Origin of the sequence: Microbacterium plantarum, from assembly GCF_035231185.1 — a bacterium.
In the GTDB taxonomy this organism is placed as follows: domain Bacteria; phylum Actinomycetota; class Actinomycetes; order Actinomycetales; family Microbacteriaceae; genus Microbacterium; species Microbacterium plantarum.
This window is the reverse complement of record NZ_CP141117.1, coordinates 2116983-2141129: the sequence shown is the minus strand read 5'-3', so window position 1 is coordinate 2141129 and position 24147 is coordinate 2116983. Positions and strand designations below refer to the sequence as shown.

At 69.5% G+C, this 24147-nt stretch carries 23 protein-coding genes; 14 read left to right on the top strand and 9 right to left on the bottom strand.

From position 1 onward, the window contains the following. Positions 1-18: 18 nt before the first annotated feature. From pstS to VC184_RS10335, 4 genes are all read right to left on the bottom strand, one after another. Positions 19-1128, bottom strand: a complete 1110-nt coding sequence (pstS, locus tag VC184_RS10350) for a phosphate ABC transporter substrate-binding protein PstS (protein ID WP_112617141.1) — start codon at positions 1126-1128, stop codon at positions 19-21. Positions 1129-1290: 162 nt separating this feature from the next. Beyond that, entirely contained in the window at positions 1291-2229 is a 939-nt protein-coding gene (locus VC184_RS10345) for an NUDIX hydrolase (RefSeq protein ID WP_274178676.1), read from the bottom strand. Then, positions 2226-4394: an RNA degradosome polyphosphate kinase gene (locus tag VC184_RS10340; protein ID WP_112617139.1), complete on the bottom strand. Its 2169-nt coding sequence runs from the start codon at positions 4392-4394 to the stop codon at positions 2226-2228. Before VC184_RS10340 ends, VC184_RS10345 begins: the two co-directional genes overlap by 4 nt. A gap of 50 nt (positions 4395-4444) precedes the next feature. Then, positions 4445-5143, bottom strand: a complete 699-nt coding sequence (locus VC184_RS10335; protein ID WP_112617138.1) for a winged helix-turn-helix domain-containing protein — start codon at positions 5141-5143, stop codon at positions 4445-4447. Between the two features lie 108 nt (positions 5144-5251). On the opposite strand from VC184_RS10335, the gene VC184_RS10330 reads away from it, so the two are divergent. The 6 genes from VC184_RS10330 (at position 5252) to VC184_RS10305 (ending at position 10646) form a co-directional block, all read left to right on the top strand. Next, positions 5252-5542: a hypothetical protein gene (locus tag VC184_RS10330; protein WP_274178675.1), complete on the top strand. Its 291-nt coding sequence runs from the start codon at positions 5252-5254 to the stop codon at positions 5540-5542. Between the two features lie 171 nt (positions 5543-5713). Continuing rightward, the gene (locus tag VC184_RS10325; protein ID WP_274178674.1) at positions 5714-6319 is read left to right on the top strand and encodes a nitrobindin family protein; all 606 of its coding nucleotides are present in this window, start codon (positions 5714-5716) and stop codon (positions 6317-6319) included. Continuing rightward, on the top strand, positions 6319-7407 hold the full coding sequence (ygfZ, locus tag VC184_RS10320) for a CAF17-like 4Fe-4S cluster assembly/insertion protein YgfZ (RefSeq protein ID WP_323986063.1): 1089 nt from the start codon (positions 6319-6321) through the stop codon (positions 7405-7407). Before VC184_RS10325 ends, ygfZ begins: the two co-directional genes overlap by 1 nt. Position 7408: 1 nt before the next feature. After that, entirely contained in the window at positions 7409-8527 is a 1119-nt protein-coding gene (locus VC184_RS10315; RefSeq protein ID WP_274178673.1) for an FUSC family protein, read from the top strand. 104 nt (positions 8528-8631) lie between these two features. Next, the gene (locus VC184_RS10310; protein ID WP_282501226.1) at positions 8632-9843 is read left to right on the top strand and encodes an alcohol dehydrogenase catalytic domain-containing protein; all 1212 of its coding nucleotides are present in this window, start codon (positions 8632-8634) and stop codon (positions 9841-9843) included. Positions 9844-9971: 128 nt separating this feature from the next. Beyond that, positions 9972-10646 carry a HEAT repeat domain-containing protein gene (locus tag VC184_RS10305; RefSeq protein WP_274178671.1) on the top strand — a complete coding sequence of 225 codons (675 nt, stop codon included), beginning with the start codon at positions 9972-9974 and terminating at the stop codon, positions 10644-10646. Between the two features lie 28 nt (positions 10647-10674). Here the strand turns inward: VC184_RS10305 and VC184_RS10300 are convergent, their stop codons facing one another. Then, positions 10675-11493 (bottom strand): class I SAM-dependent methyltransferase, encoded by an 819-nt coding sequence (locus tag VC184_RS10300; protein WP_323986060.1) that lies wholly within the window; start codon positions 11491-11493, stop codon positions 10675-10677. Between the two features lie 40 nt (positions 11494-11533). Between VC184_RS10300 and VC184_RS10295 the strand changes: the two genes are divergently transcribed. Next, positions 11534-12283, top strand: coding sequence for a phosphoglyceromutase (locus VC184_RS10295; RefSeq protein WP_112617128.1), 750 nt, complete (start codon positions 11534-11536; stop codon positions 12281-12283). 66 nt (positions 12284-12349) lie between these two features. Here VC184_RS10295 and phoU read toward each other — a convergent pair whose 3' ends face one another. Then, positions 12350-13036 (bottom strand): phosphate signaling complex protein PhoU, encoded by a 687-nt coding sequence (gene phoU / locus VC184_RS10290; RefSeq protein WP_274178669.1) that lies wholly within the window; start codon positions 13034-13036, stop codon positions 12350-12352. Between the two features lie 171 nt (positions 13037-13207). Between phoU and VC184_RS10285 the strand changes: the two genes are divergently transcribed. Next, on the top strand, positions 13208-14416 hold the full coding sequence (locus VC184_RS10285) for a sensor histidine kinase (protein ID WP_112617126.1): 1209 nt from the start codon (positions 13208-13210) through the stop codon (positions 14414-14416). Next, positions 14413-15096, top strand: coding sequence for a response regulator transcription factor (locus tag VC184_RS10280; protein ID WP_112617125.1), 684 nt, complete (start codon positions 14413-14415; stop codon positions 15094-15096). Before VC184_RS10285 ends, VC184_RS10280 begins: the two co-directional genes overlap by 4 nt. Before the next feature lie 75 nt (positions 15097-15171). Here VC184_RS10280 and VC184_RS10275 read toward each other — a convergent pair whose 3' ends face one another. After that, entirely contained in the window at positions 15172-15687 is a 516-nt protein-coding gene (locus tag VC184_RS10275; protein WP_114588359.1) for a DNA modification methylase, read from the bottom strand. A 155-nt stretch (positions 15688-15842) separates the two neighbouring features. Between VC184_RS10275 and VC184_RS10270 the strand changes: the two genes are divergently transcribed. Both VC184_RS10270 and ispD read left to right on the top strand, forming a co-directional pair. Then, a complete protein-coding gene (locus tag VC184_RS10270; protein ID WP_023954865.1) occupies positions 15843-16325 on the top strand; it encodes a CarD family transcriptional regulator in 483 nt (160 codons plus the stop codon). Between the two features lie 22 nt (positions 16326-16347). Then, positions 16348-17529 (top strand): 2-C-methyl-D-erythritol 4-phosphate cytidylyltransferase, encoded by a 1182-nt coding sequence (gene ispD / locus VC184_RS10265; protein WP_282501225.1) that lies wholly within the window; start codon positions 16348-16350, stop codon positions 17527-17529. A gap of 107 nt (positions 17530-17636) precedes the next feature. Here the strand turns inward: ispD and VC184_RS10260 are convergent, their stop codons facing one another. Both VC184_RS10260 and VC184_RS10255 read right to left on the bottom strand, forming a co-directional pair. After that, entirely contained in the window at positions 17637-18131 is a 495-nt protein-coding gene (locus VC184_RS10260) for a GNAT family N-acetyltransferase (protein WP_323986056.1), read from the bottom strand. Between the two features lies 1 nt (position 18132). Then, entirely contained in the window at positions 18133-19053 is a 921-nt protein-coding gene (locus tag VC184_RS10255; RefSeq protein ID WP_323986055.1) for a DMT family transporter, read from the bottom strand. An 81-nt stretch (positions 19054-19134) separates the two neighbouring features. Here VC184_RS10255 and cysS point away from each other — a divergent pair, with 81 nt between their 5' ends. The 3 genes from cysS (at position 19135) to VC184_RS10240 (ending at position 24130) form a co-directional block, all read left to right on the top strand. Further along, positions 19135-20538, top strand: a complete 1404-nt coding sequence (cysS, locus tag VC184_RS10250) for a cysteine--tRNA ligase (RefSeq protein WP_282501221.1) — start codon at positions 19135-19137, stop codon at positions 20536-20538. Then, a complete protein-coding gene (gene rlmB / locus VC184_RS10245) occupies positions 20531-21520 on the top strand; it encodes a 23S rRNA (guanosine(2251)-2'-O)-methyltransferase RlmB (RefSeq protein WP_274178664.1) in 990 nt (329 codons plus the stop codon). Before cysS ends, rlmB begins: the two co-directional genes overlap by 8 nt. Before the next feature lie 234 nt (positions 21521-21754). Further along, positions 21755-24130 carry a glycogen/starch/alpha-glucan phosphorylase gene (locus VC184_RS10240; RefSeq protein ID WP_282502589.1) on the top strand — a complete coding sequence of 792 codons (2376 nt, stop codon included), beginning with the start codon at positions 21755-21757 and terminating at the stop codon, positions 24128-24130. The last annotated feature ends 17 nt before the right edge of the window (positions 24131-24147 follow it).

The window sequence follows — 24147 nt, the reverse complement described above, 5'->3', positions numbered from 1 at the left end:
CCGGGCACCCGGAGCGTATTACTTGATGGCCTCGATGGCCTCGGTCACCTGCGTGCGCAGGGTCTCCGAGATCGGAGCGGAGCCGGCAGCGGATGCCGCGGCATCCTGGCCCTCGGCGCTCGCGGCGTAGCTGAAGAAGCCCTTGACCATCTCAGCGGTCGCGGCGTCCTTGTACTCGGCGCAGCCGATGAGGTAGCTCACGAGCACGATCGGGTAGACGCCGGCCTCGGTGCTGGTGCGGTCGAGCTTGATCGCGATGTCGGTGGCGGCGCGACCCTCCTCCTCGGGCGAGGCGTCGACGATCGCGGCAGCAGCCTCGGGGGAGTACTCGACGAATTCCTCGCCGACCTTGATCGCGACGGTGCCGAGGTCGCCGGCGCGCGAGGCGTCGGCGTAGCCGATGGTGCCCTGGCCGCCCTCGACGGCCGAGATGACACCCGACGTACCCTGAGCGGCTTCGCCGCCGAGGGCCGGCCACTCCTCGACCGAACCGGCGGTCCAGACGTCGGGAGCGGTCTTGCCGAGGTAGTCGGTGAAGTTGCCGGTGGTGCCCGACTTGTCGGAGCGGTGAACCGGGGTGATCGCGGTCGCGGGCAGCTCGACACCCTCGTTGAGGGCCGTGATGGCCGGGTCGTTCCACGTCGTGATCTGGCCCGCGAAGATCTTCGCCAGCGTCATGGCGTCGAGGTTGAGCGAGTCGACACCGTCGATGTTGAAGACGACGGCGATCGGCGAGATGTAGGTCGGGAGCTCGACGAGGTCGGAGCCCTCGGCGCACGCCTCGAACGGGCCGGCGGTGATCTCGTCGGTCTTGAACGCGCGGTCCGAGCCGGCGAACTGAACGGCTCCGGCCTGGAACGACTCGCGTCCTGTGCCCGAGCCGGAGGGGTCGTAGTCGATCGTGAGACCGGGGTTGGCGGTCTGCAGGCCCTGGGTCCAGGCCTGGACGGCGACCTCCTGCGACGAGGCGCCGCCTCCGACGAGGTTGCCCTCGAGGGAGGGGGCCGAGGAGTCGCTCGAGCCGGCGCCGGCGTCGGGAGCGCCGCCTTCGTTCGCAGCGCAGCCCGCGAGGGCAAGAGAGGCCACGGCGGCCACGGCGCCCAGCTGGGCGAGTCGGGAGAGCTTCACTGTGTGAATCCTTCGCATGTTGATGACGAGAACCCGGTGCAGGTTCGTCCCGAACGGTAGACACCGTCCCTTACGAGAGTGCGCTGTGGGGGTGAACAGAAGGTGAACGGCGCTCCCCAGCCCCGGAAAGACGCGGCTATCGGGGGATCATCGCGTGCGAGATCACACCTTCGGCATGTGGGTTTCGATTGCGACGATCCCGGCCCCGGGGTTCTCCCGCGGCAGGTGCACGACCGAGAATGCGCCCGTCTCGAGCGACGAGGCGCTGCCGAGATACGACCCGCGCAGGGTGCCGGTGGCCAGCGCCATCTCGCTGAGGAGGTCGGGCAGCACCGGGCCGTGGGTGCAGAGCACGACCGGCTTGCGGGCGCGCACGCGATCACCGACGACCGACCGGACATCGGCCTGACCGTTCTCCCAGGCGTCCTGCGAAAGGTGCGGAGACTTGTCGATCCGCTTGCTGATCGCGGCCGCCAGGGGCGTCACGGTGCGCACGCATCGCCGCGCGTCGGACGAGATGATGCGGCGGACGCCGAACGCGACGAGCGGGCCGACGATCGCGTGCGCCTGCTTCTTGCCTCGGGACGAGAGCGGCCGCGCGGCATCCTCGCCGTCCCAGTCCTCGCGAGCCACGGCTTTCGCGTGCCGCAGCGCGATGAGGGGGAATGTGTCGATGGCGCGCTCGTCGACGAGCCGCACGAACTCGTCGAGGATCTCGACGTCGACGGGGTAGCTGAGCGCTTTGCGAGCCTTTTTCAGACTCATCCACTCGAGCGCGGCGATCTCCTTGTTCGGTACGAACGTCGACATCCTGATCGCCAGGTCGGTCGCCTCCGCCGCCCAGTAGTGGACGATCTTCTGCTTCTTGCTCGGCAGGTGGTACCTCGAGACACCGACGGGCGGACCGAGCCGGACCGAGATGCCGGTCTCCTCCCGGATCTCGCGCACGGCCGTCTCGGCGAGCATCTCACCGGGATCGACCTTGCCCTTGGGCAGGGTGAGGTCGCGGTACTTGGTGCGATGGATGATCAGCACCCTGACCTTGTCGTCGACCCACCGCCAGACGACTCCGCCTGCCGCGTACACCGCGGTGTCGGTCATCGCACCGCCCGCGCCCGGCGGCGCCGCTGCACCTGAGCCATGGTGCGGTCCTGCAGATCGACCAGCGGCTTGCCATCGTCGTCGAACGCGTGGCGCGTCCACACCCCGCCGTCACCGAGGTGCCACGAGCTGGTCGAGTCGCTCATCGCCAGGTCGAACAGCGTCGTCAGCTCCTTCACGTGGGCAGGCGCCACGACGCGCACCAGGGCCTCGACGCGGCGGTCGAGGTTGCGGTGCATCATGTCGGCGCTGCCGATGTACGCGATCGTGTCGCCGTCGTTGTGGAACGTGAAGATGCGCGAGTGCTCGAGATAGCGCCCGAGGATCGACCGGACGGTGATGTTGTCGGTGACGCCGGGAAGGTCGGTGCGCAACGAGCAGATGCCGCGCACCCACACGTCGACACGCACCCCCGCCTGGCTCGCCCGGTACAGGGCGTCGATGATCTGCTCATCGACCATCGAGTTGACCTTGATGCGGATGTGGGCGGGCTTGCCGTCGAGCGCGTTGCGGCGCTCGGCGTCGATGTGCCGAAGCAGCCCCTTCCGCAGGTGGAGGGGTGCGACCAGCAGCCGCTTGAACTTCTTCTCGATCGCGTAGCCGCTGAGCTCGTTGAACAGACGCGTCAGGTCGCGGCCGACCTGCTCGTCGCTCGTGAACAGGCCGAAGTCCTCGTAGAGCCGGCTGGTCTTGGGGTTGTAATTGCCGGTGCCGATGTGGCTGTAGCTGCGGAGCGTGCCGTCCTCTTCGCGGATGACGTGCAGCAGCTTGCAGTGGGTCTTCAGCCCCACGAGGCCGTAGACGACGTGCACACCGGCCTTCTCGAGCTTGCGAGCCCACACGATGTTGGCGGCCTCGTCGAAGCGGGCCTTCACCTCGACGAGCGCCAGCACCTGCTTGCCGCGCTCGGCGGCGTCGATCAGCGCCTGCACGATGGGGCTGTCGCCCGAGGTGCGGTAGAGCGTCTGCTTGATGGCGAGCACGTGGGGATCGCGAGCCGCCTGCTCGAGGAACGCGACGACACTCGTGGTGAACGACTCGTACGGGTGGTGGACGAGGACGTCGCCGGCGCGGATGGCGCCGAAGAAGTCGGTGCGCCCGTTCTGCTCGGCGGGCTGGAAGGCGGTCGCCGTCGTGGGGACGTGGGGCTTGTACCGCAGCTCGGGGCGGTCGATGCGCGCGAGGTCGAAGAGTCCGCGCAGATCGAGCAGTCCCGGCAGCCGGTAGACCTCTTGGTCGGTGATGTCGAGCTCGCCGAGGAGCAGGTCGAGCGTGACGTCGTCCATGTCCTCGGTCACCTCGAGCCGGATCGGCGGCCCGAAGCGACGCCGGAGCAGCTCGGCCTCGAGGGCCTGGATCAGGTTCTCGGTCTCGTCCTCCTCGATCACGACATCCTCGTTGCGCGTGAGCCGGAAGGTGTGGTGCTCGAGGATCTCCATGCCGGGGAAGAGGTCTTCGAGGTTGTTCGCGATCAGGTCCTCGAGCGGCAGGTAGCGCTTGACCGACGTGCCGGTGTTCAGCTCGACGAACCGGGGGAGCATCGGCGGCACCTTCAGGCGCGCGAACTCCTGCCGGCCGGTCTTGGCGTTGCGGATGCGGATCGCGAGGTTCAGCGACAGCCCCGAGATATAGGGGAAGGGGTGTGCCGGGTCGACGGCCAGCGGCATCAGAACGGGGAAGACCTGCGCCTGGAAGTAGTCGTACAGTCGGCCGCGCTCGGAATCGTCGAGGTCGTCCCATCCGACGATCTCGATGCCCGCCTCCGCCAGGGCGGGCTGCACCATGTCGCCCCATGCGCCGGCGTGGCGCAGCTGCAGCGCGTGCGCCTCGGCGGAGATGTCGGAGAGCACCTCCTGCGGAGCTCGGCCGACGTTGGTGGGTACCGCGAGGCCGGTGACGATTCGCCGCTTGAGGCCCGCGACGCGCACCATGAAGAACTCGTCGAGGTTGCTCGCGAAGATCGCCAGGAAGTTGGCCCGCTCGAGCACCGGCAGCGTCGGGTCTTCGGCGAGCTCGAGCACGCGCTGGTTGAAGGCGAGCCAGCTGATCTCACGGTCGGTGTAGCGGTGGTCGGGCAGCTGTGCGTCGACGTCTTCGACGGCCGGGTCGAAGTCGTCGTCGTCGGCGTCGCCCAGACCGGAGTCCAGAGCCTCGGTGTCGATCATCCCCTCATCATGGCAGTCCTGCGTGTCCTGCCGGTGAACGAGGCGGAGAGTCAGCTCTGCGCGGATGCGCCGCCGGCGGGAACCGGCTCGTCTTCGTACACGTTGAAGCGGTAGCCGACGTTGCGGACGGTCCCGATCAGCTGCTCGAGGTCGCCGAGCTTCGCGCGCAGTCGCCGGACGTGAACGTCGACCGTGCGCGTGCCGCCGAAGTAGTCGTATCCCCAGACCTCGCTCAGCAGCTGCTCGCGGGTGAACACCCGCGAGGGGTGCGTCGCGAAGAAGTGCAGCAGCTGGAACTCCTTGTACGTGAGATCGAGCGGCCGTCCGTGCACCTTCGCCGAGTACGACGACTCGTCGATCGTGATGCCGGAGGTCTGGATGCGGCTCGAGACCGCCTCCTTGCTGACACGTCCGATCGCCAGACGGATGCGCGCGTCGATCTCGGCGGGGCCGGCGGTCGCGAGGATGACGTCATCGATGCCCCAGTCGGTGGAGACGGCGGTGAGACCGCCCTCGGTGACGATGAGCACGAGCGGTGCGTCGATGCCGGTGCTGCCGAGGATCTTGCACAGCGACTTCGCCCCCACGAGGTCATGACGTGCGTCGACGAAGACGACCTCGGCGCTGGGGGCGTTGACCAGCTGTGCGGGTTCGGCGGGGATCTGCCGCACACGGTGGCTGAGCAGCTCGAGCGCCGGGAGCGCGAGACCACCGCCGTGCGTGGAACTCAGAACGAGAAGCTGTGCCAACGGGGATTCCTCCGGGAGCGGCCGGGACGTGACCTCATCTTAGGCGTTCGCTGGGTGCGGCCTGTGCGCACCGTCGCACCGCGCGACATGGTGGGCCACAATGGGACGGTGACCACGCCCGATCTCGCACCTCCGCGCACCGTCGTCGGAGTCGTCGCCGTCTGGATCGCCGCGGCCGTCGCCGCAGTCCTCGTGGGAATCCTCGCCCCCGCCGAAGACCGGGCGATGTGGATGCCGGTGGCCCTCGGTGGCTGCCTGATCCTCGCCTTCGCGGTCCAGCTGGCGCTGGGACGGGTGCGCGGCTTCATCGAGCGCGTGGCCGTGAGCGTGCTCGGCGCGCTGTTCGTCATGGGCTTCATCGGCATCGGGTTCGGGCTCGCGTCGCTCGTCGGAGCCTGACCGCAACCGCTTGCCACAGGCGTGAACGGTCCGCGCGGGCATAGAGTAGAGACATGGATCTCCTCGCGCTCGAAATCTTCTACGTGGGCCTGCTCGGACTGGCGTCGCTCGCCATCGTCTTCGTGTCGGGTGTCGTCGTGAAGAACCTCTACCGCGGCCAGCGCTGACATCGTGCTCGAGCTGCCCACCGACCTGCCGGCGGACCTCGTCCCGCTGTCGTGGCTGCTCGGAGTTTGGGAGGGCTCGGGCGTCATCGATTACGAGACTGCCGACGGTCATCTGACCGGCGAGTTCGCGCACCAGGTGAGCTTCAGCCACGACGGTGGCGACTATCTGAACTACTCCGCCAGCGCCTGGCTCCTCGACGACAACGGTGCACGCGACCGCCCGCTGGTCGCCGAGACCGGCTATTGGAGGGTCGCGCGTCCGGCAGGAGCCGAGGATGCGGGACCGGGACTGCTTCCGGCATCCGCACCCGGGCGCGAGCGCACCGTCGACGACGTCGAGGCGCTCCGCAACGCTGAAGGCGGCTTCGACCTGGAGGTCGCCCTCGTGCACTCCGACGGCGTGAGCGAGCTCTACCTCGGGCAGGTCCGCGGGCCGCGCATCGACCTCGCGACGGACGCCGTCGTCCGCACGGCGGGGGCGAAGGAGTACACCGCGGCGACTCGCATGTACGGGCTGGTCGACGGCCACCTCCTCTGGGCGTGGGACATCGCGGCGCTCGGCGGCGAGCTCGCCTCGCACGCGTCCGCCCGTCTGGCCAAGGCCGAGTGATGCCGGGCGACGGCGCGACCTTCGCCGGCGTCGACGGAGCGGTGTGCGACGACCTGGGGCTCACGCACATCGGCAATCCGATGCGCGAGCAGCAGCTCCTCGACAGTGGCGGTGCGGTCGCACCCCTGGGCGACCGTGCAGTGGTCACGGTCGCGGGCCCCGACCGGCTCAGTTGGCTCGACTCGCTCACGTCGCAGGCGCTGACGCAGCTGCTCCCGGGGGAGAGCACCGAACTGCTCGTGCTCGACCCGCATGGTCACGTAGAGCACGCGGCATCCGTCGTCGACGATGGCGAGATGACCTGGCTCATCACCGACGTCGAGCGTCTCGAGGCGCTGGTCACCTGGCTCACGCGCATGCGGTTCCGGCTGCGGGTCGAGGTCGTCGATCGTTCCGGCGACACGGCGGCCGTCGGCGGAACGGCATCCGCAGTGGCCGACCTCGCATCGTCCGCCGTGTGGCGCGACCCGTGGCCCGAGGTCTCGATCGGAGGGTGGGGGTACGCGGCCGGTGAGGGGCATCCCGGCGCCGGACGCGACTGGGCCGAGGCGATCGTCGACCGCGAGGACCTCCGCCGGCTCGCCGACGATGCCGCCGCGGGCCGTCGCCGTGTCGCCGGGCGATGGGCTGCGGACGCCCTGCGCGTCGCCGCGTGGCGGCCGCGCGCGGCCACCGAGGCCGACGGCATGACGCTTCCCCACGAGGTCGACTGGCTCCGCACCGCCGTCCACCTGTCGAAGGGCTGCTACCGCGGCCAGGAGACGGTGGCGAAGGTGCACAACCTCGGCCATCCACCCCGACGGCTCGTGGCCCTGCAGCTCGACGGCAGCGACGCGGTGCTTCCTGAACGCGGCGCGGTCGTGCGCCGCGACGGCGACGAGGTCGGTCGCATCACCTCGGTCGCCCGGCACTTCGAGCAGGGCCCGATCGCCCTCGCCATCGTCAAGCGGTCGGTGCCCGTCGACGCCGAGCTCGTGGTGGACGCGGACGGCGAGAGCGTGGCCGCTGTGCAGGAGGTCGTCGTGCCGCCCGACGCCGGGCGCACCGCTGCGCCGCCGAGGCTGCCGCGCCTGAGCCGCCGCACCTGACGTGTCGCCCGAGCGCTCCGACGAGCCGCCCGCCGTCACCGCACCCATCGCGACCGGCTGGCGGGCGCGCGTGCGCCCGCGTCGGGGTTTCGAGCGCGCGCGCGACTCCGCTCCGGCGATCGTGCAGATCGTCGTCGCGGCATCCGCGGCCTACGCCTTCGCGCACCTCGTGCTGGGGCATCCGTCGCCCCTGCTCGCGGCGACCGTGACCATCTCGAGCCTGGGTCTGGTGCGCGACGCGCGGCCTCGTCGGGTTCTCGAGACGGTGATCGGGATGCTGGTGGGCGTGCTCGTCTCGGAACTCATCGTGGTCGTCGTCGGATCGGGAACCTGGCAGCTCGCCCTGGCTCTCGCCGCGACGCTGCTCACCGCACGGGCGCTCTCGGCGCAGCCGAGCTTCGCGATCTCGGCAGCGATCCAGTCGGTGATCGTGATCGCGATTCCCGGAAGCATGCCGTTCCTGCGCCTCGTCGACGGATCGGTGGGAGCGGTGGCCGCGCTGCTGGCGACGGCCCTGCTGCCGCGCCGGCCGCTGCGCGAAGTCTCGCGCGCGGGCCGCGCCCTGTCCGCGAACTTCGACGGCGCGGCGGCGACCGTCATCCAGGCGTTGCGCCGCGGCGACCGCGTGCGTGCTGACCGCGGACTCGAGAAGGCGCGAGCGCTGCAGCCGCTCGTCGACGACTGGGCGACCTCGCTGGACTCCGGGCTCGCCGTAGCGCGCATCTCGCCGTTCCTCCGGCGCCAGCGTGAGGAGCTGCAACGTCAGGACCGGATGCGCGCATCCCTCGACCTCGCGACACGCAACCTCCGGGTCATCGCGCGCCGCGTGGTGTACGCCCTCGAAGACCGCCAGCCGCGCCCGATCGCGGCGGACTTGCTCGCCCAGATCGCGCGCGCCGCCGACCTGCTGGGTCAGTCGATCGACGACATCGCGCTGGAACCGGCCGCCCGAGAGTCGCTGCTCGCGGTCGCCACCCGGCTCGATCCGACCAGTCTGGCGCCCGGTTCCTCACTCGGCGACCAGAACGTCATCACGGCGCTGCGTCCACTGGTCGTCGATCTGCTCACGGCGGCGGGGATGCCGCAGGCCGAGGCCCGCGCGGCGATGCCGCGGATCTGAGCGCCCGCCGACGGTACGGCAGGCAGCAGGGGTTCGCAACCGCCTCGCGCGGCATCCCGGCGCCTCCCTGGCGTGGTCGTCTTCCCCTGGAGTGAGGAGCGATCATGAAGGCAGTGGTCTGGCACGGCATCGGCGACATCCGGCTCGACGAGGTCGACGAACCGCGCATCGAAGACGGGCATGACGCCATCGTCCGCATCACCCGCAGCGCGATCTGCGGCACCGATCTTCATTTCATCCGCGGCACCATGTCGGGGATGAAGGAGGGCACCATCCTCGGACACGAAGCGGTCGGCGTCGTGACCGATGTCGGCGGACATGTTCGCGGCTTCCAACCCGGTGACCGTGTCGTGATTAACTCGACGATGTCGTGCGGCGCGTGCCGCTACTGCCGCGATGGGCACACCGCGCAGTGCGACGTGGCGAACCCGAACGGGCCGCACGCCGGCACATCCTTCTTCGGCGGGCCCGAGGCGACGGGGCCGATCAACGGTCTGCAGGCCGAGTATGCGCGCATCCCGTGGGCGCAGAACACGATGACGAAGCTGCCCGACTCCGTCACGGACGATCAGGCGATCCTGCTCTCGGACATCTTCCCGACGGCATGGTTCGGCGCGCAGCTGGCGGGGGTCTCCCGGGGTGACATCGTCGTCGTGCTCGGAGCGGGGATCGTCGGGCAGTTCTCCGTCGTCTCGGCGTTCAAGCAGGGGGCGGGACGCGTGATCGTCGTCGACGGCGTCGCGGATCGCCTTGCACAGGCCCGGACCCTCGGGGCAGAGATCATCGACTTCAACGACGTCGACCCCGTGTCGGCCGTCATGGAACTGACGAACGACATCGGGGCCGACTGCGTCATCGACGCCGTGGGTGTGGACGCCGAACGTCCGGCTCGTGGGCCGGCCGCTCCGGATGACGACGCCGCGGCGGAATTCGACGAAGAGGTCGCGCAGGTCGCGCCCGACATCGCGCCCCAGGGCGATCTCTGGCGACCCGGCGACGCTCCGTCGCAGGCATCGCGCTGGGTGGTCGAGATGGTCGCCAAGTACGGCCGCATCGGGATCATCGGGGTCTACTCGCCGCTGGCCGAGGTCTATCCGATCGGGCAGGCCATGAACAAGAACCTGACCGTGCGGATGGGCAATTGCGATCACCACAGCGTCACGCCTCCGCTGATCGACATGGTCGCCGCCGGTGTCTTCGATCCCACCGCCCTCATCACGGCGCACGAGTCGCTGGCGGGCGTCATCGATGCGTACGAGGCCTTCGACCGCCGCGAGCCCGGCTGGATCAAGGTCGCCCTCGACATCGGCGGCTGATCCTCGACCCTGCCCTCGGACGTGCTGAGCCGATGCGGCGGCCGCCGATCCTGCCCTGCCGGCGCGCTCGGCCTGTCGACGGAACAAGCGAGCCGGCGAGGGTGTTCGATGGAGGGGAGGGAAGCCACATGACCAGCGAGAACGCCCCCACGGCCGCGGATCTGCTGCGCCGCGCACTGGCCTCACCCGACGGGTCGGAGCGGGTTCGCAGCGCGATGGCGGCGGGAACCTACCCGCGTCCCGAGTACGTTCCGGTGCTCGTCGAGCAGTGCGCGCACGAGCCCGACCTCACCGTTCGCGAGACCCTGACCTGGGCCCTCACCCGGCAGGACCGCGACACGACTCTCGATCGGGTGCTTCCCGAGCTCGGATCGCCGTTCCCGAGGGCACGGGCTCAGGCGCTCCACACGCTCTCGAAGATCCGCGACCCCCGGGCCTGGCCCGCGATCACATCGGAGCTCCTGCACGACGAGAACGCCGAGGTCGCGCGGACCGCGTGGCGTACGGCAGCCGGACTCGCACCCGAGGCCGAGCGCGCCGCGCTCGCATCGGAACTGGCGGCGCACTTCGGCCTCGGGCCGGACGATCTGCAGCAGAGTCTGAGCCGGGCGTTCGTGATGCTCGGCGAATCGGGCCGCGACGCGATCGACCGGGCTGCGGCAGCGGGGGAGTGGAACGTCCGCGTGCACGCCCTCGCGACGGAGCACCTCGTCTCGTACCCCGAGGAGGGCTACGAAGCCGCTGTCGCCGTCGCTCGCCGTGCTGCGGCGCGACGGGACGCCGCTGACTGGAACGAGGGCTGACCTCGCGCGATGACGGACGCGGCGGGCGTCAGTGCGGCGCGACTGCGCTCCACGGAACGGTGAACTCGCCCAGGCGCCACCGTGAACGGTCGCCGAGGTCGATTCCGCGGTCAGCCATCGCCCCCAGGGCCGTCCGCCACCGTTGCACCGGGCCGAAAGCGGATGCCGGCGCGGCCCGCCGCCACTCGTCGTCGAGCGACGACAGCAGCTCGTGCACCCGCTCACCGGCGACGTTCCGGTGGATGAGGGCCTTCGGCAGACGTTCGGCCGCGATCGCGGGGGAGTCGAGCCCCGCGAGACGGAGCGAGATGGTGAGGCTGCGGGGTGCGGCACCCGGGCCCACCTCGATCCAGGTGCTCACCCGGCCGATCTCGTCGCACGTGCCCTCGACGAGCATGCCGTCGGGTGCGAGGCGCGACGTCATCCGGGACCACGCGTCGGCGACATCCGCTTCGTCGTACTGGCGCAATACGTTGAAGGCACGGATGATCGCCGGCCGGCGGCTACCCGGCACGGGCACCTCGAACCCGCCTCGCGCGAATCCGACGCGGGCGTCCGGGGCGAAGGGCGTCCGTCCGACCCGCACCTCCTCGAGTTGCGTGCGCGCGCGAGCGACGCGCTCGGGATCGATCTCGAGCCCGAGCACCTCTACGTCGGGTCGCGCGGGGCGCAGGCGTGCCTCCAGCTCGAACGACGTGACGCCGCTCGCGCCGTAGCCGAGGTCGATCACCAGGGGGTCGGCGCACCGGCGCAGCACGGGATGCCGCGCGATCCAGCGATCGACGCGACGCAGGCGGTTCGTGTTCGTGGTTCCACGGGTGGCCTGCCCGATATGTCCCGGGGCCATGACCCCATGATTGCAGGCCCCGGCTCGATAGACTCGGAGCATGAGTGCGCCCTACACGCTGATCCTCCTCCGCCACGGGCAGAGCGAGTGGAACAAGTCCAACCAGTTCACCGGCTGGGTCGACGTCCGACTCACCGACCAGGGCAAGGCCGAGGCCCAGCGCGGCGGTGAGCTGCTCGCCGAGGCGGGCCTGCTTCCCGACGTCCTGTACACATCGGTCCTCAGCCGCGCCATCCAGACCGCTCAGATCGCGCTCGATGCGGCCGACCGCCTCTGGATCCCGGTCAAGCGTTCGTGGCGTCTGAACGAGCGCCACTACGGCGCCCTGCAGGGCAAGGACAAGGCGCAGACCCTCGCGGAGTTCGGCAACGAGCAGTTCATGCTGTGGCGTCGTTCGTTCGACGTGCCGCCGCCGCCCCTCGCCGACGACGACCAGTACAGCCAGGTGAACGACCCGCGCTATGCCGACATCGACGGCGAGGTGCCCCGCACCGAGTCGCTGAAGCTCGTCATCGACCGTCTGCTGCCCTACTGGGAGTCCGACATCGCCACGGACCTGCGTGCCGGCAAGACCGTGCTCGTCACCGCTCACGGCAACTCGCTCCGCGCGCTCGTCAAGCAGCTCGAGGGCATCAGCGACGACGACATCGCCGAGCTGAACATCCCCACCGGCATCCCGCTGGTCTACAAGCTCGACGAGGACCTGAAGCCGCTCGGTCCGGGAGAGTACCTCGACCCCGAGGCGGCCGCAGCGGGAGCTGCTGCCGTGGCCAACCAGGGCAAGGCCTAAGTACGACACGCACGAAGGGGCGGTGCCGATCGGCACCGCCCCTTCGTCGTCGAGACCGGATGCCGGTCAGAGACCGCTCTCGCTCACGATGACGTTGATCGTCTCGGTGTCGGGGCGCCATTCACCCGTCGCGAGGTAGGCCACGCGCTTGCCGACCGTCACCGCGTGATCGGCGAAGCGCTCGTGGTACCGGCTGGCGAGGGTCGCGTCGACCGTGGCCGCGGCCTCGCCCTGCCAGTTCTCGCTGAGCACCTTCTCGAAGACGCTGAGGTGGAGGTCGTCGAGCCGGTCGTCGAGAGCACGCAGCGTCTCGACGAGCGCGAGGTCTTCCGAGCGCAGCAGCTCGGTCAGCGTGCGCGCGACCTCGACGTCGATCTCGCCCATCTTGGTGAAGGTGCCCTTGAGGCCCTTCGGGATCGCTCGCTCGGGGAAGCGCATGCGGGTGAGCTGCGCGATGTGCTCGGCGATGTCGCCCATGCGCTCGAGCGACGCACTCGTGCGCAGCGCTGAGACGACGATGCGCAGGTCACGGGCGACCGGCTGCTGGCGGGCGAGGATCTCGATCGCCAGCTCGTCGATCGCGATGGCCTTCTCATCGATCACGGCATCCGCGTCGATGACCTCTTCGGCGAGGGTGATGTCGCTCGTGCCGAATGCACGCGTGGCCTTCTCGATCGCGACGGTCACCAGCTCGGAGATCTCGACCAGGCGGGTCTGGACGTCCTCGAGGGACTGGTGGAACACTTCGCGCATCGGAGCACCTTTCCTTCTTGCGGAGACAGCACGACGCCGTACTCACGGCGACGCGATTGTCGCTCGACAAGGTTAACGAACGGTGCCGAGCCGATGAACATCCGCGCGAGTCGGGGTAGGAACGGCCGAGACGCGATGGGCGGACCCTGCGCCGCGTTCTAATCTGGAGGAATGAATCCGACGCAGCTCGCGCTGCTCGCCCTTCTCGCGGGCGTGTTCGTCGGCCTTCTCATCAGCGCCGTGGCCTTCCTCGCCTGGCGTGCTCGCGCTCAGGCGCAGGAACAGGCCGACGGCGAACTGCCTGCGGGCGCGCGTGAGGTTCTGGGCGCCCTCGACGAGGCTGCGCTCATCGTCGATGCGTCGTTCACGATTGTCGCGACGTCGCCCTCCGCCGAGTTGTTCGGTCTCTTCGAGGGCGAGTCGATCCCCGGCGATGAGCTGCGCGAGCTGCTGCGGTCCTCCCGCGGCGTGCCGCATTCCGAGACGGGAACGCTGAAGCTCCGACGCGGCGTCGCGCCGGCGGAACCGCGCCTCATCGTCGCGCGCGCCAGCAGCATCACGCCGCGTTTCACGCTCGTGCTGGTCCGCGACATCACCGAGCGCGAGCGGCTCGCTGAGATGCGCCGCGACTTTGTGGCCAACACGAGCCACGAGCTGAAGACACCGGTCGGAGCCGTCACTCTGCTCGCCGAGGCGATCGAGTCGGCCGCCGACGACCCGGAACAGGTGCGCTCGTTCGCCAGCAGGCTGAGCGCCGAGGCGATGCGGCTCGGCAACCTGACCTCGCGCATCATGAGCCTGTCTCGCCTGCAGTCCTCCGACGAGCTGACCGAGCTGCGCGACGTCGCGATCGACGAGGTCGTCACGTCGGCGATCGAGACGCACGCGATCGCTGCCGAGTCGGCGGGCGTCGCCCTCGTGCGCGGTGGCGACCGCGGGCTCTACGTCCGCGGGGACGTGCAGGTGCTGAGCGAAGCGGTGGGCAATCTCATCGCCAACGCCATCGTCTATTCGCCGCCGGCGAGCCAAGTGGGCGTGGGCATCCGTGGCAACGGCGACACGGTGGAGATCGCCGTCACCGACCGGGGTATCGGGATCCCCGAGAGCGAGCAGCAGCGCGTCTTCGAGCGCTTCTACCGGGCCGACTACGCCCGTTCCCGACGCACCGGGGGCACCGGGCTCGGGCTGTCGATCGTCAAGCACGCCGTCCAGCGCCACGGGGGCGAGGTCCAGCTGTGGTCGCGGCCGGGCCGCGGCTCCACGTTCACCATCCGCCTTCCCGCGATCGCCGCGCCCGACGGCGCGGCGCCGACGCCCCGGAAGACCAGAAAGAAGATCGCCCGGGCCCTTCCCGCCCGGACGAAGGGAGACCCATCATGACCCGTGTCCTGCTCGTGGAGGATGAGCCCGACCTCGCCGACCCGCTGGCCTACCTGCTGCGACGGGAGGGCTTCGAGGTCGAGATCGCCGAGGACGGACCCGCTGCGCTCGAGGCTTTCGAGTCGCGTGGTGCCGACATCGTGCTGCTCGACCTCATGCTGCCCGGGATGCCGGGAACCGAGGTGTGCCGCATCATCCGGACGACGTCGAAGATCCCGATCATCATGCTCACGGCCAAGGACTCCGAGGTCGACATCGTCGTCGGGCTGGAATTGGGCGCCGACGATTACGTGACGAAGCCGTACTCGTCGCGCGAGCTGCTGGCGCGGATGCGGGCTGTGCTGCGCCGTGCGGCGACCGCAGAGGTCGATGTCGACGAACGCGTGCTCGTCGGTGGTCGGGTCACGATCGACCTCGACCGTCACACGGTCGCCGTGGACGGCAGCGTGATCAACATGCCGCTCAAGGAGTTCGAGCTGCTCGAAGTGCTCATGCGCAACGCCGGACGCGTGATGACCCGCGGGCAGCTGATCGACCGCGTGTGGGGCAGCGACTACTTCGGTGACACGAAGACCTTGGACGTGCACATCAAGCGCATCCGCTCGCGTATCGAGAGCGACCCGGGGCAGCCGTCGATGCTGCTCACCGTTCGAGGCCTCGGCTATCGATTCGAAGGCTGACGCTCGCGAGCGCGATGAAAAGAGGGCCCGGCGATGAACGCCGGGCCCTCTGTTCGCGTCAGATGCGCCGAGTCGTCACGGTGTCGGGGTGGCCGACGGGGTGGGGGTCACCGACGGGGTCGGCGTCTCGAGCGGGACGTACTCGGTGTAGTAGGGAAGCTTGCCGTCGAGGACGGGCACGTCGATGCGTACGCCCTCGGCGTCGCCCGACTGGAACGACATCGGAAGGGTCGCGCCGGGCTTGGTGTCGATGCCGTCGAGCAGGATCGGCTCGTTGCCGTCGACGCCCAGGCTGATGCTGTCGCGAGCCGGAACCTCGATCTCGGTGGTGACGCCGTCGAACCCGAAGATGAGCGTGTGGTCCTCGTCGGTGGGGTTGACGATGGCGGCGAGGAAGTTGCCGGCCGTGCCGGACTCGTCGGCGATGACCATCGCGTTGCGGACGTCGAGCGGGCCGGACGGCGGGATGTTCACGCCGTCCGAAGCGGAGAAGTCGATCGTGGTCGCCTGCGGCGCGATCATGCTGCAGCCGGCGGCTCCCAGGGTCAGGGCGGCGCCCACGGCAATCGAAGCGACGATTCGCAGTTTCACGGATCCTCCAGGCAGGCAGACGGCGTCCTCAGCAGTCTAGAGGGTGACGAGGCTGGTCCGCCGACATCGGCTGGATGCTGCGGGGCATAAGCGGCGGCAAACCTTACTGTATGCCCCCTGTGTTATCCTGGATGTTGCCGAAGGGATATAACTCCATGCTTTTTGAGGTTGGCGAAACCGTCGTCTACCCCCACCACGGGGCAGCCACGATCATCGAGGTCAAGGACCGGATCATCAAGGGCGAGACGAAGAAATACCTGAAGCTCAACGTCACCCAGGGAGACCTCATCATCGAGGTCCCGGCTGACAACGTCGACCTGGTCGGCGTTCGCGACGTCATCGGCAAGGACGGTCTCGAGCGCGTGTTCGACGTCCTGCGCGCTCCCTTCACCGAAGAGCCGACCAACTGGTCGCGTCGGTACAAGGCCAACCTCGAGAAGCTCGCCTCGGGCGATGTCATCAAGGTGAGCGAAGTCGTTCGCGACCTGTGGCGTCGCGATCAGGACCGTGGCCTGTCCGCGGGTGAGAAGCGCATGCTCGCCAAGGCGCGTCAGATCCTCGTCTCCGAGATCGCGCTCGCGCTGAAGGCCGATGAGGACCACGCTTCGGGCGTCCTCGACGAGGTCCTCGCCTCCTGAGGCCGATCCGGCATCCGCTGCCGTGGGCATCATCCCCGTTCCGCGCGTCGCTATCGTCGTCGTCGCGGCCGGTTCCGGAACACGATTGTCGGCCGGGGCGCCGAAGGCTTTCGTCGGTATCGACGAGCATTCGATCCTGAGGCACGCCCTCGACGGCATTGCCCCGGCGCCGGCGGCGCAGGTCGTGATCGTCGTTCCCCGCGGACGTCAGGGCGACGCGCAGACCGAGGCCGAAGCGGCGTTCGGCGGGCGGTCCGATCTCGTGTCGGTCGTCGTCGGTGGCCAGACGCGGCAGCAGTCGGTCGCCGCGGGGCTCGCAGCGCTGTGGGCCGACGTCGAGACCGTCCTCGTCCATGACGCCGCTCGCGCCCTCACCCCGCCGGATGTCTTCGAACGGGTGATCGCCGAGGTCGAACGCACCGGCGCCGGGGTCGTCCCCGCCCGGCCGGTCGTCGATACGCTCAAACGCGTGACCGGCGCCGTGGTCGACGAAGCCGTCGATCGCGCTCCGCTCGTAGCGGCGCAGACTCCCCAGGGTTTCCCCCGCGCGCTCCTCGAGGCGGCGTACGCCGCGGCGACGGAGGAGTACACCGACGACGCCGCCCTGTTCGCGGCCGTCGGTCACCCCGTCCACACGGTGATGGGCGACGATCTGTCGTTCAAGATCACCACGCCCGCCGACCTCGATCGAGCGCGTCACCTGTTGCGGCCGGCGACTCCTGCGGCATCCGTGATCCCGCTCGTCGGTATCGGTACCGACGTCCACGCCTTCGGGGGGGACGGGGAATTGCGGCTGGCTGGGCTCGATTGGCCCGGCGAGGCCGGACTGCGCGGTCACTCCGACGGTGACGCCGTCGCCCACGCGATCGTCGACGCGGTGCTCGCGGCCGCGGGCCTCGGCGATATCGGCACCCACTTCGGCGTCGACCGTCCCGAGTACGCGGGTGCCTCGGGCGTCGTCTTCCTGCGGCGGGTGCGCGAGCTCGTGTCTGAGGCCGGGTTCGCGATCGGCAACGTCTCGGTTCAGGTGCAGGCCAACCGCCCGCGATTCGCGCCGCGCCGTGCCGAGGCCGAGGCGGTCTTGACAGATGCCCTCGGGGCGCCGGTTTCCGTCGCCGCGACGACGACCGACGGGCTCGGGTTCACCGGCACCGGCGAAGGCGTCTCAGCGACCGCCGTCGCCCTCGTTCACCGCATCCGCTGACGGGTCAGCCGACATCCGGCACGGGTCGGGCGCAGTTGCGCGGATGAAGCGCGGTTCGAGCTGCGCCTGATGCATCGAAGTGCGCCCGACGTCGACCGTGCTGCGGCTCAGCGAGCAGCGGACTCGGTCGCGGGATCGAGGTCGCGCGTCATGAACACCGACAGCGGATCGGGGGAGTAGTCGCCGAAGGGCGGGCAGCACGAGAACCCGGCGCTCTCGTAGAGTCCGCGTGCCGGGACGAAATCCGCGCCGGAGCCGGTCTCGAGCCAGAGCGAGCGGATGCCGACGTCCCGGGCTTCCCGCTCGAGGTGCTGCAGCATCGCGCGTCCGAGCCCGCGCCCGATGAAGGCCTCGGAGACGCGCATGGACTTGATCTCGGCGCAGTCGCTGCCGAAGACCTTGAGCGCTCCGACGGCGGCGATCTCGTCGCCCAGCCAAGCCGAGTACACCCGCACGGAGGGATGCTGCAGCGCCGTCAGGTCGAGTGCGTGCACGCTCTCGACGGGCGTGTTCGCGAGCATGCCGGCCAGATGTGCGGCCAGCAGCCCGCGCGTCGCGACGCCGGAGAGATCATCTCGGACGATGGTGAGCGATTCCGTCATGTCAGGCCTCCAGGGGTGTCGGGGCAGGGTTGCTACGAGAGCGCGAGGTCGCGGCGAGCAGCACCAGGCCCGCGGCGAGCACCGCCAGCCCAACGAGCGCGAGCGGAGCGAGACGTTCACCGAGCAGGATGACGCCGAGCAGACTTGCCGTCAGCGGTTCGGCGAGGGTGAGAGTCGCCGCGGTCGCGGCGCTCAGACCGCCGAGCCCCCAGGTGAACAGGGCGTAGGCGAGCGCGACGGTCGCGAGCCCGAGCCAGAGAGCCATCGTCCAGCCGCGGGCGTCGGTGAGCCAGCCCATGTCGGTGAAAGGGAGCATCGCGACGCCGCACGCCGCAGCTCCGGCTCCCATCGCGCCCGAGACGGTGAAGGCGTCCCAGCCGCCGGAGATCAGCCGCCGCTGCGCGTTGGCGATCACCGCGAACGAGGCGCCCGCCCCGAGTGACCCCAGCACGCCAAGACCGTCCGCCCCCGCCGAGCCGCCTCCCGCGACGGCGAGCAGGGCGACTCCGGCCGTGGCCAGGGCGGTCGCTGTCATCCACGACGTCGTCGGCCGCCGCCGCGTGAGGGCCCACTCGAGCAGTCCGGCCAGCACCGGCGCGGATCCGAGTGCGATGACCGTCCCTACGGCGACACCGTTGCGCGCCGTGCCGAGGAAGAACAACGGCTGGTAGAGGGCGAGGCAGAGCCCGGTCAGTGCCATGAGGGCGACGGCGCGCGAACTTGCGACCGGGCGGATGCCGTCGCGTGCGAAGCGTGCGCGCTGTCTTCGGGCCCCGACCGAAAGGCCGACGGCAGCGAGCGCCGTGCCGCCGACGATGAGCCGGGCGGCGCCGACCCCCAGCGGTGTGGTGCTCTCGGGGCCGAGAGCCTGTGCGGTGCCGGTCGTGCCGAACAGCACTGCCGCGGCAAGGACGGCGATCACGGGCAGCACCCTCCAGTTCTACCGCGTCTCGGAGCGCGCTCATGCCACGGCGGCGTGGCAGCCCGCCGGTAGGCTGGTGCAGTGACCGTTCGCCTCTACGACACCCGCGCGCAGGCGCTGCGCGATTTCGCGCCGCGCGACCCGTCGAACGTCACGGTCTACGTCTGCGGTCCGACGGTCCAGTCGGGGCCCCACATCGGCCATGTCCGGGCCGCTGTCGGGTTCGACATCCTGCGTCGCTGGCTCGAGTACCGTCACGGGCGGGTGACTTTCGTCCGCAACGTCACCGACATCGACGACAAGATCCTCGCCAATGCGACGGATGCCGAGCCCTGGTGGGCGCTCGCCTACCGGATCGAGCTCGAGTTCACTCGCGCTTATGCGGCGGTCGGCGTGCTCGCGCCGACGTACGAGCCGCGCGCCACGGCATCCGTTCCGCAGATGATCGAGCTCATCGAGACCCTCATCGAGCGCGGCCACGCCTACGCGGCGCCGGACGGATCGGGAGACGTGTACTTCGATGTGCGGTCGTGGCCCGATTACGGTTCGTTGACGCGCCAGTCGCTTGACGCGATGGAGGCCGCGGCGGACGCCGACCCCCGAGGCAAGCGCGATCCGCGCGACTTCGCCCTGTGGAAGGGCGCCAAGCCCGAAGAGCCGTCGGACGCCGCCTGGAGCTCCCCCTGGGGACTCGGCCGTCCCGGCTGGCACATCGAGTGCTCGGCGATGAGCCGGCGCTACCTCGGCGGCGAGTTCGACATCCACGGCGGCGGGCTCGACCTGCGCTTCCCGCACCACGAGAACGAGCTCGCGCAGTCCACCGCCGCGGGTGACGCCTTCGCGCGCTACTGGGTTCACAACGGCCTCGTCACGGTCGGCGATCAGAAGATGTCGAAGTCGCTCGGCAACTTCCTGCTCGCCGACGATGTGCTGCGTGAGCGCGACCCCCGCGTCGTGCGATACGCGCTCGGAGCCGCCCACTACCGCTCGAGCCTCGACCTGACCTCACAGAGTTTCGATGAGGCGGAGGCGGCGCTTGCCCGCATCCAGGCGTTCCTGCAGCGCGCCGCACGCCTGCTTCCCGACGCATCAGCGTCTCGCGACGTCGAACTTCCCGCCGCCTTCGCCTCGGCGATGGACGACGATCTCGCCGTCCCGCAGGCGCTCGCCGTTCTGCATGAGACGGTCCGGGCGGGCAACACCGCTCTCGACGCGGGCGATCGAGACGCAGTGGCGCATGCCGTCGCAGCCGTCTCGGGAATGCTCGCTGTGCTCGGACTCGACGCCGCCGGCGAGGCGCGCGGCGACGACGCCGAGACCATCGCTCTCGATGCGCTCGTGCGCACCATGATCGACCAGCGCGCCGAGGCGCGCGCCACCAAGGACTGGGCGACGGCCGACCGCATCCGCGACGCGATCGCGGCGGCCGGCATCGTCCTCGAAGACGGTCCCGAGGGGACCCATTGGAGTGTGAACCGTGGCTAAGCCAGGAAACCCGTCCGCCGGACGCGGCAAGAAGAAGGGCCCCACCAAGGGCACCGGCGGCAAGAACCGTCGCTCGCTCGAGGGGCGCGGCCCGACCCCCAAGGCCGAAGACCGCGCCTGGCACCCCGCCGGTAAGCGCAAGGCCGCCCAGGAGCGCTACGTCGCTGCCGGCGGCAAGCCGCAGCAGCGCCAAGGCAGCTCGAACCGCGCGCCCAAGTCGAAGTCGGGTGACGACACCGAGACGGTCACCGGCCGCAACAGCGTCCTCGAGGCGCTGCGCGCCAAGATCCCCGCCACCGCCTTCTACATCGCGCAGCGCGTCGAGATGGACGACCGCGTCAAGGAGATGCTGTCGATCGCCACGAACCGCGGCATCCCCGTGCTCGAGGTCACGCGGCAGGAACTCGACCGCATGGCCGGGTTCGACGGCGTGCACCAGGGCGTCGCGATCAAGGTGCCTCCGTACGAGTACGGCCACCCGCAGGATCTTCTCGAGCAGGTCATCGACTCGGGCGAGACACCGCTGCTCGTCGCGCTCGACGGCGTCACCGACCCCCGCAACCTCGGAGCGATCATGCGTTCGGCGGCCGCCTTCGGCAGCCAGGGCGTCATCGTGCCGCAGCGCCGCTCGGCGGGCGTCAACTCGGCCGCCTGGAAGACCAGCGCCGGCGCGGCCGCGCGCATCCCGGTCGTGATCGCACCGAACCTGACGACGACGCTCAAGGAGTTCAAGAAGCAGGGCGTCTTCGTACTCGGTCTCGATGGCGGGGGAGACGTCGCGCTGCCAGCGCTGCAGCTGGCCGACCGCCCGGTCGTCATCGTCGTGGGCTCGGAGGGCAAGGGGCTCTCGCGTCTCGTGACGGAGACGTGCGACCAGGTCGTCTCGATCCCCATCTCGTCGGCGACCGAGTCGCTCAACGCCGGTATCGCGGCGTCCGTCGCGCTCTACCAGGTCGCCACGATCCGCGCCGCCCAGGAGTGATCGCGGTGACGCCGGCTGTGACCGAGCGATGACCTTCCTGTAAATTCCGGGCGGTCCATCAGAGACGACCCCGCGGGATGACGATCCAGCGGGTAGTTTCGAACCGTGAGCGAGAACGACAACACCTCCGGCTCCCGCACGATCGTCGCGACCCACCCGCTGGCGCTCGCGCCGGTGAGCTCGCCTCCGGCCACGGTCGACGGTTTCGTGCGTGAGTTTTTGCTGAACCTCAACATGGAGCGCGGCGTCGCCCTGTCGGCGGCCACCGAGACCGACAAGTACATGGCGCTCGCGGCGACCGTCCGCGATTACCTCGTCGCGCGGTGGCTCGAAGATCAGCGACGTCAGCGCGAGGACCAGCGGAAGGCCGTCTGCTACCTGTCGGCGGAGTACCTGCTCGGGCGCCAGCTCGACAACAATCTGCTCGCGTCGGGGCTCACCGACATCGCCACCGAAGCACTGGCCGCGTGCGGCATCGACATCGACACGATGCGTGCCCACGAGGTCGAGCCGGGCCTCGGCAACGGCGGTCTCGGGCGGCTGGCCGCGTGCTTCGTCGACTCGCTGGCCACCCTCAGCGTGCCGAGTATCGGCTACGGCATCCGCTACGAATACGGCATCTTCCGGCAGGTGTTCCGGGGCGGCGAGCAGATCGAGAAGCCGGATGCCTGGCTCGCACTCGGCTCGCCGTGGGAGTTCCGTCACCCCGAAGCGGCGCAGACCGTGTCGTTCGCGGGTCACACCGAGACCTACGACGATGACGGCGTCATCCGCAGCCGATGGGTGCCGGCCTGGAGCGTCCGTGCCGTGCCCTACAACTACATGGTCCCCGGCTACCAGAACGGTCGTGTGAACACCCTCCGCCTCTGGAGCGCCGAGGCGACGAAGGCCTTCGACCTGCGCACCTTCAACAGCGGCGACTACGTCGAGGCGGTGCGCGCGCAGACCTTCGCCGAGAACATCTCGAAGGTCCTCTACCCCGAGGACTCCACTCCGCAGGGCAAGGAGCTGCGCCTGCAGCAGCAGTACTTCTTCGTCGCGGCATCCATCGCCGACTACATGATGAAGGTGCTGCCGGAGGACTTCGATCTCGAGGATCTGCCCGACCGCGTCATCTTCCAGCTCAACGACACCCACCCCGTCATCGCCGTCCCCGAGATGATGCGCGTGCTGGTCGACGAGCGGAAGCTCGACTGGGATGCCGCGTGGGCGATCACCCAGAAGTGCTTCGCCTACACCTGCCACACCCTGCTGCCCGAGGCGCTCGAGGTCTGGTCGGTCGATCTGCTCGGACGCCTGCTGCCGCGGCATCTCGAGATCATCTACCGCATCAACGACGAGTTCCTGCTGCGTGTGCGCGAGCGGTTCGGCGACGACGAGCAGCGTCTGCGCGACATGTCGATCGTCTCCGAGCACCGGGCCGTGCGCATGGCCTACCTCGCGACGGTCGCCGGGGCGAAGGTGAACGGCGTCGCCGAGCTGCACTCGCAGCTGCTGCGCGAGAAGGTGCTGCATCAGTTCGACGAGATGATGCCCGAGAAGTTCACGAACGTCACGAACGGCGTCACGCCGCGCCGATTCATGCGGCTGGCGAACCCGAAGCTCTCCGAGCTCATCACGGCCGCGCTCGGCACGGGCTGGCTCACCGACCTCGAGCGGTTGCGTGAACTCGAGTCGTACGCGGAGGACCCGGACTTCCGCGCTGCCTTCGCCGACGTGAAGGCCGCGAACAAGCGGCGCCTCAACGACGTTCTGATGAAGCGCGACGGCTTCGAGATCGCCGACGACCATCTGCTGGACGTCATGGTCAAGCGGCTGCACGAGTACAAGCGTCAGACGCTGAAGCTGCTGCACATCGTCACCCTCTACGAGCGTGTCGTGTCGGGCCGAGTGGCGGTATCCGACCTGCAGCCGCGCACCTTCATCTTCGGCGCGAAGGCGGCTCCCGGCTACGCGATGGCCAAGCGTGTGATCCATCTCATCAACGCGGTTGGCGCAGTCGTCAACAACGACCCGCGCCTCGAGGGGCGCCTCAAGGTCGTCTTCCCGCCGAACTACAACGTCACCCTTGCCGAGCGGGTCATCCCCGCCGCCGACCTGTCGGAGCAGATCTCGCTGGCCGGCAAGGAGGCTTCGGGCACGGGCAACATGAAGTTCGCCCTGAACGGCGCGCTCACCATCGGCACCGATGACGGCGCGAACGTGGAGATCCGTGAGCTCGTCGGTGACGACAACTTCTTCCTGTTCGGCATGAGCGAGCCCGAGGTCGAGGAACTCTGGGCCGCCGGCTACCGGCCGGGAGAGTTCGCCCAGGCTGACGACGAGCTGCGCCGTGCCCTGGACCTGATCGGGTCGGGCGCGTTCTCGGAGGGCGACCGCTCGACCTTCGAGCCCGTCGTGTCGAACCTGCTCTACGACGACCGGTTCATGGTGCTGGCCGACTACACGTCGTACATCGCGGCGCAGGAGCGGGTGGATGCCGCCTACGCCGACCGCGATGCCTGGACCCGTTCGGCCATCCTGAACGTCGCCCGCACGGGTTTCTTCTCGTCGGACCGCTCCATCCGCGACTACATCGACCGTATCTGGCACACCCAGCCCGCTCGCTGACTCGCCACACGCGCGGA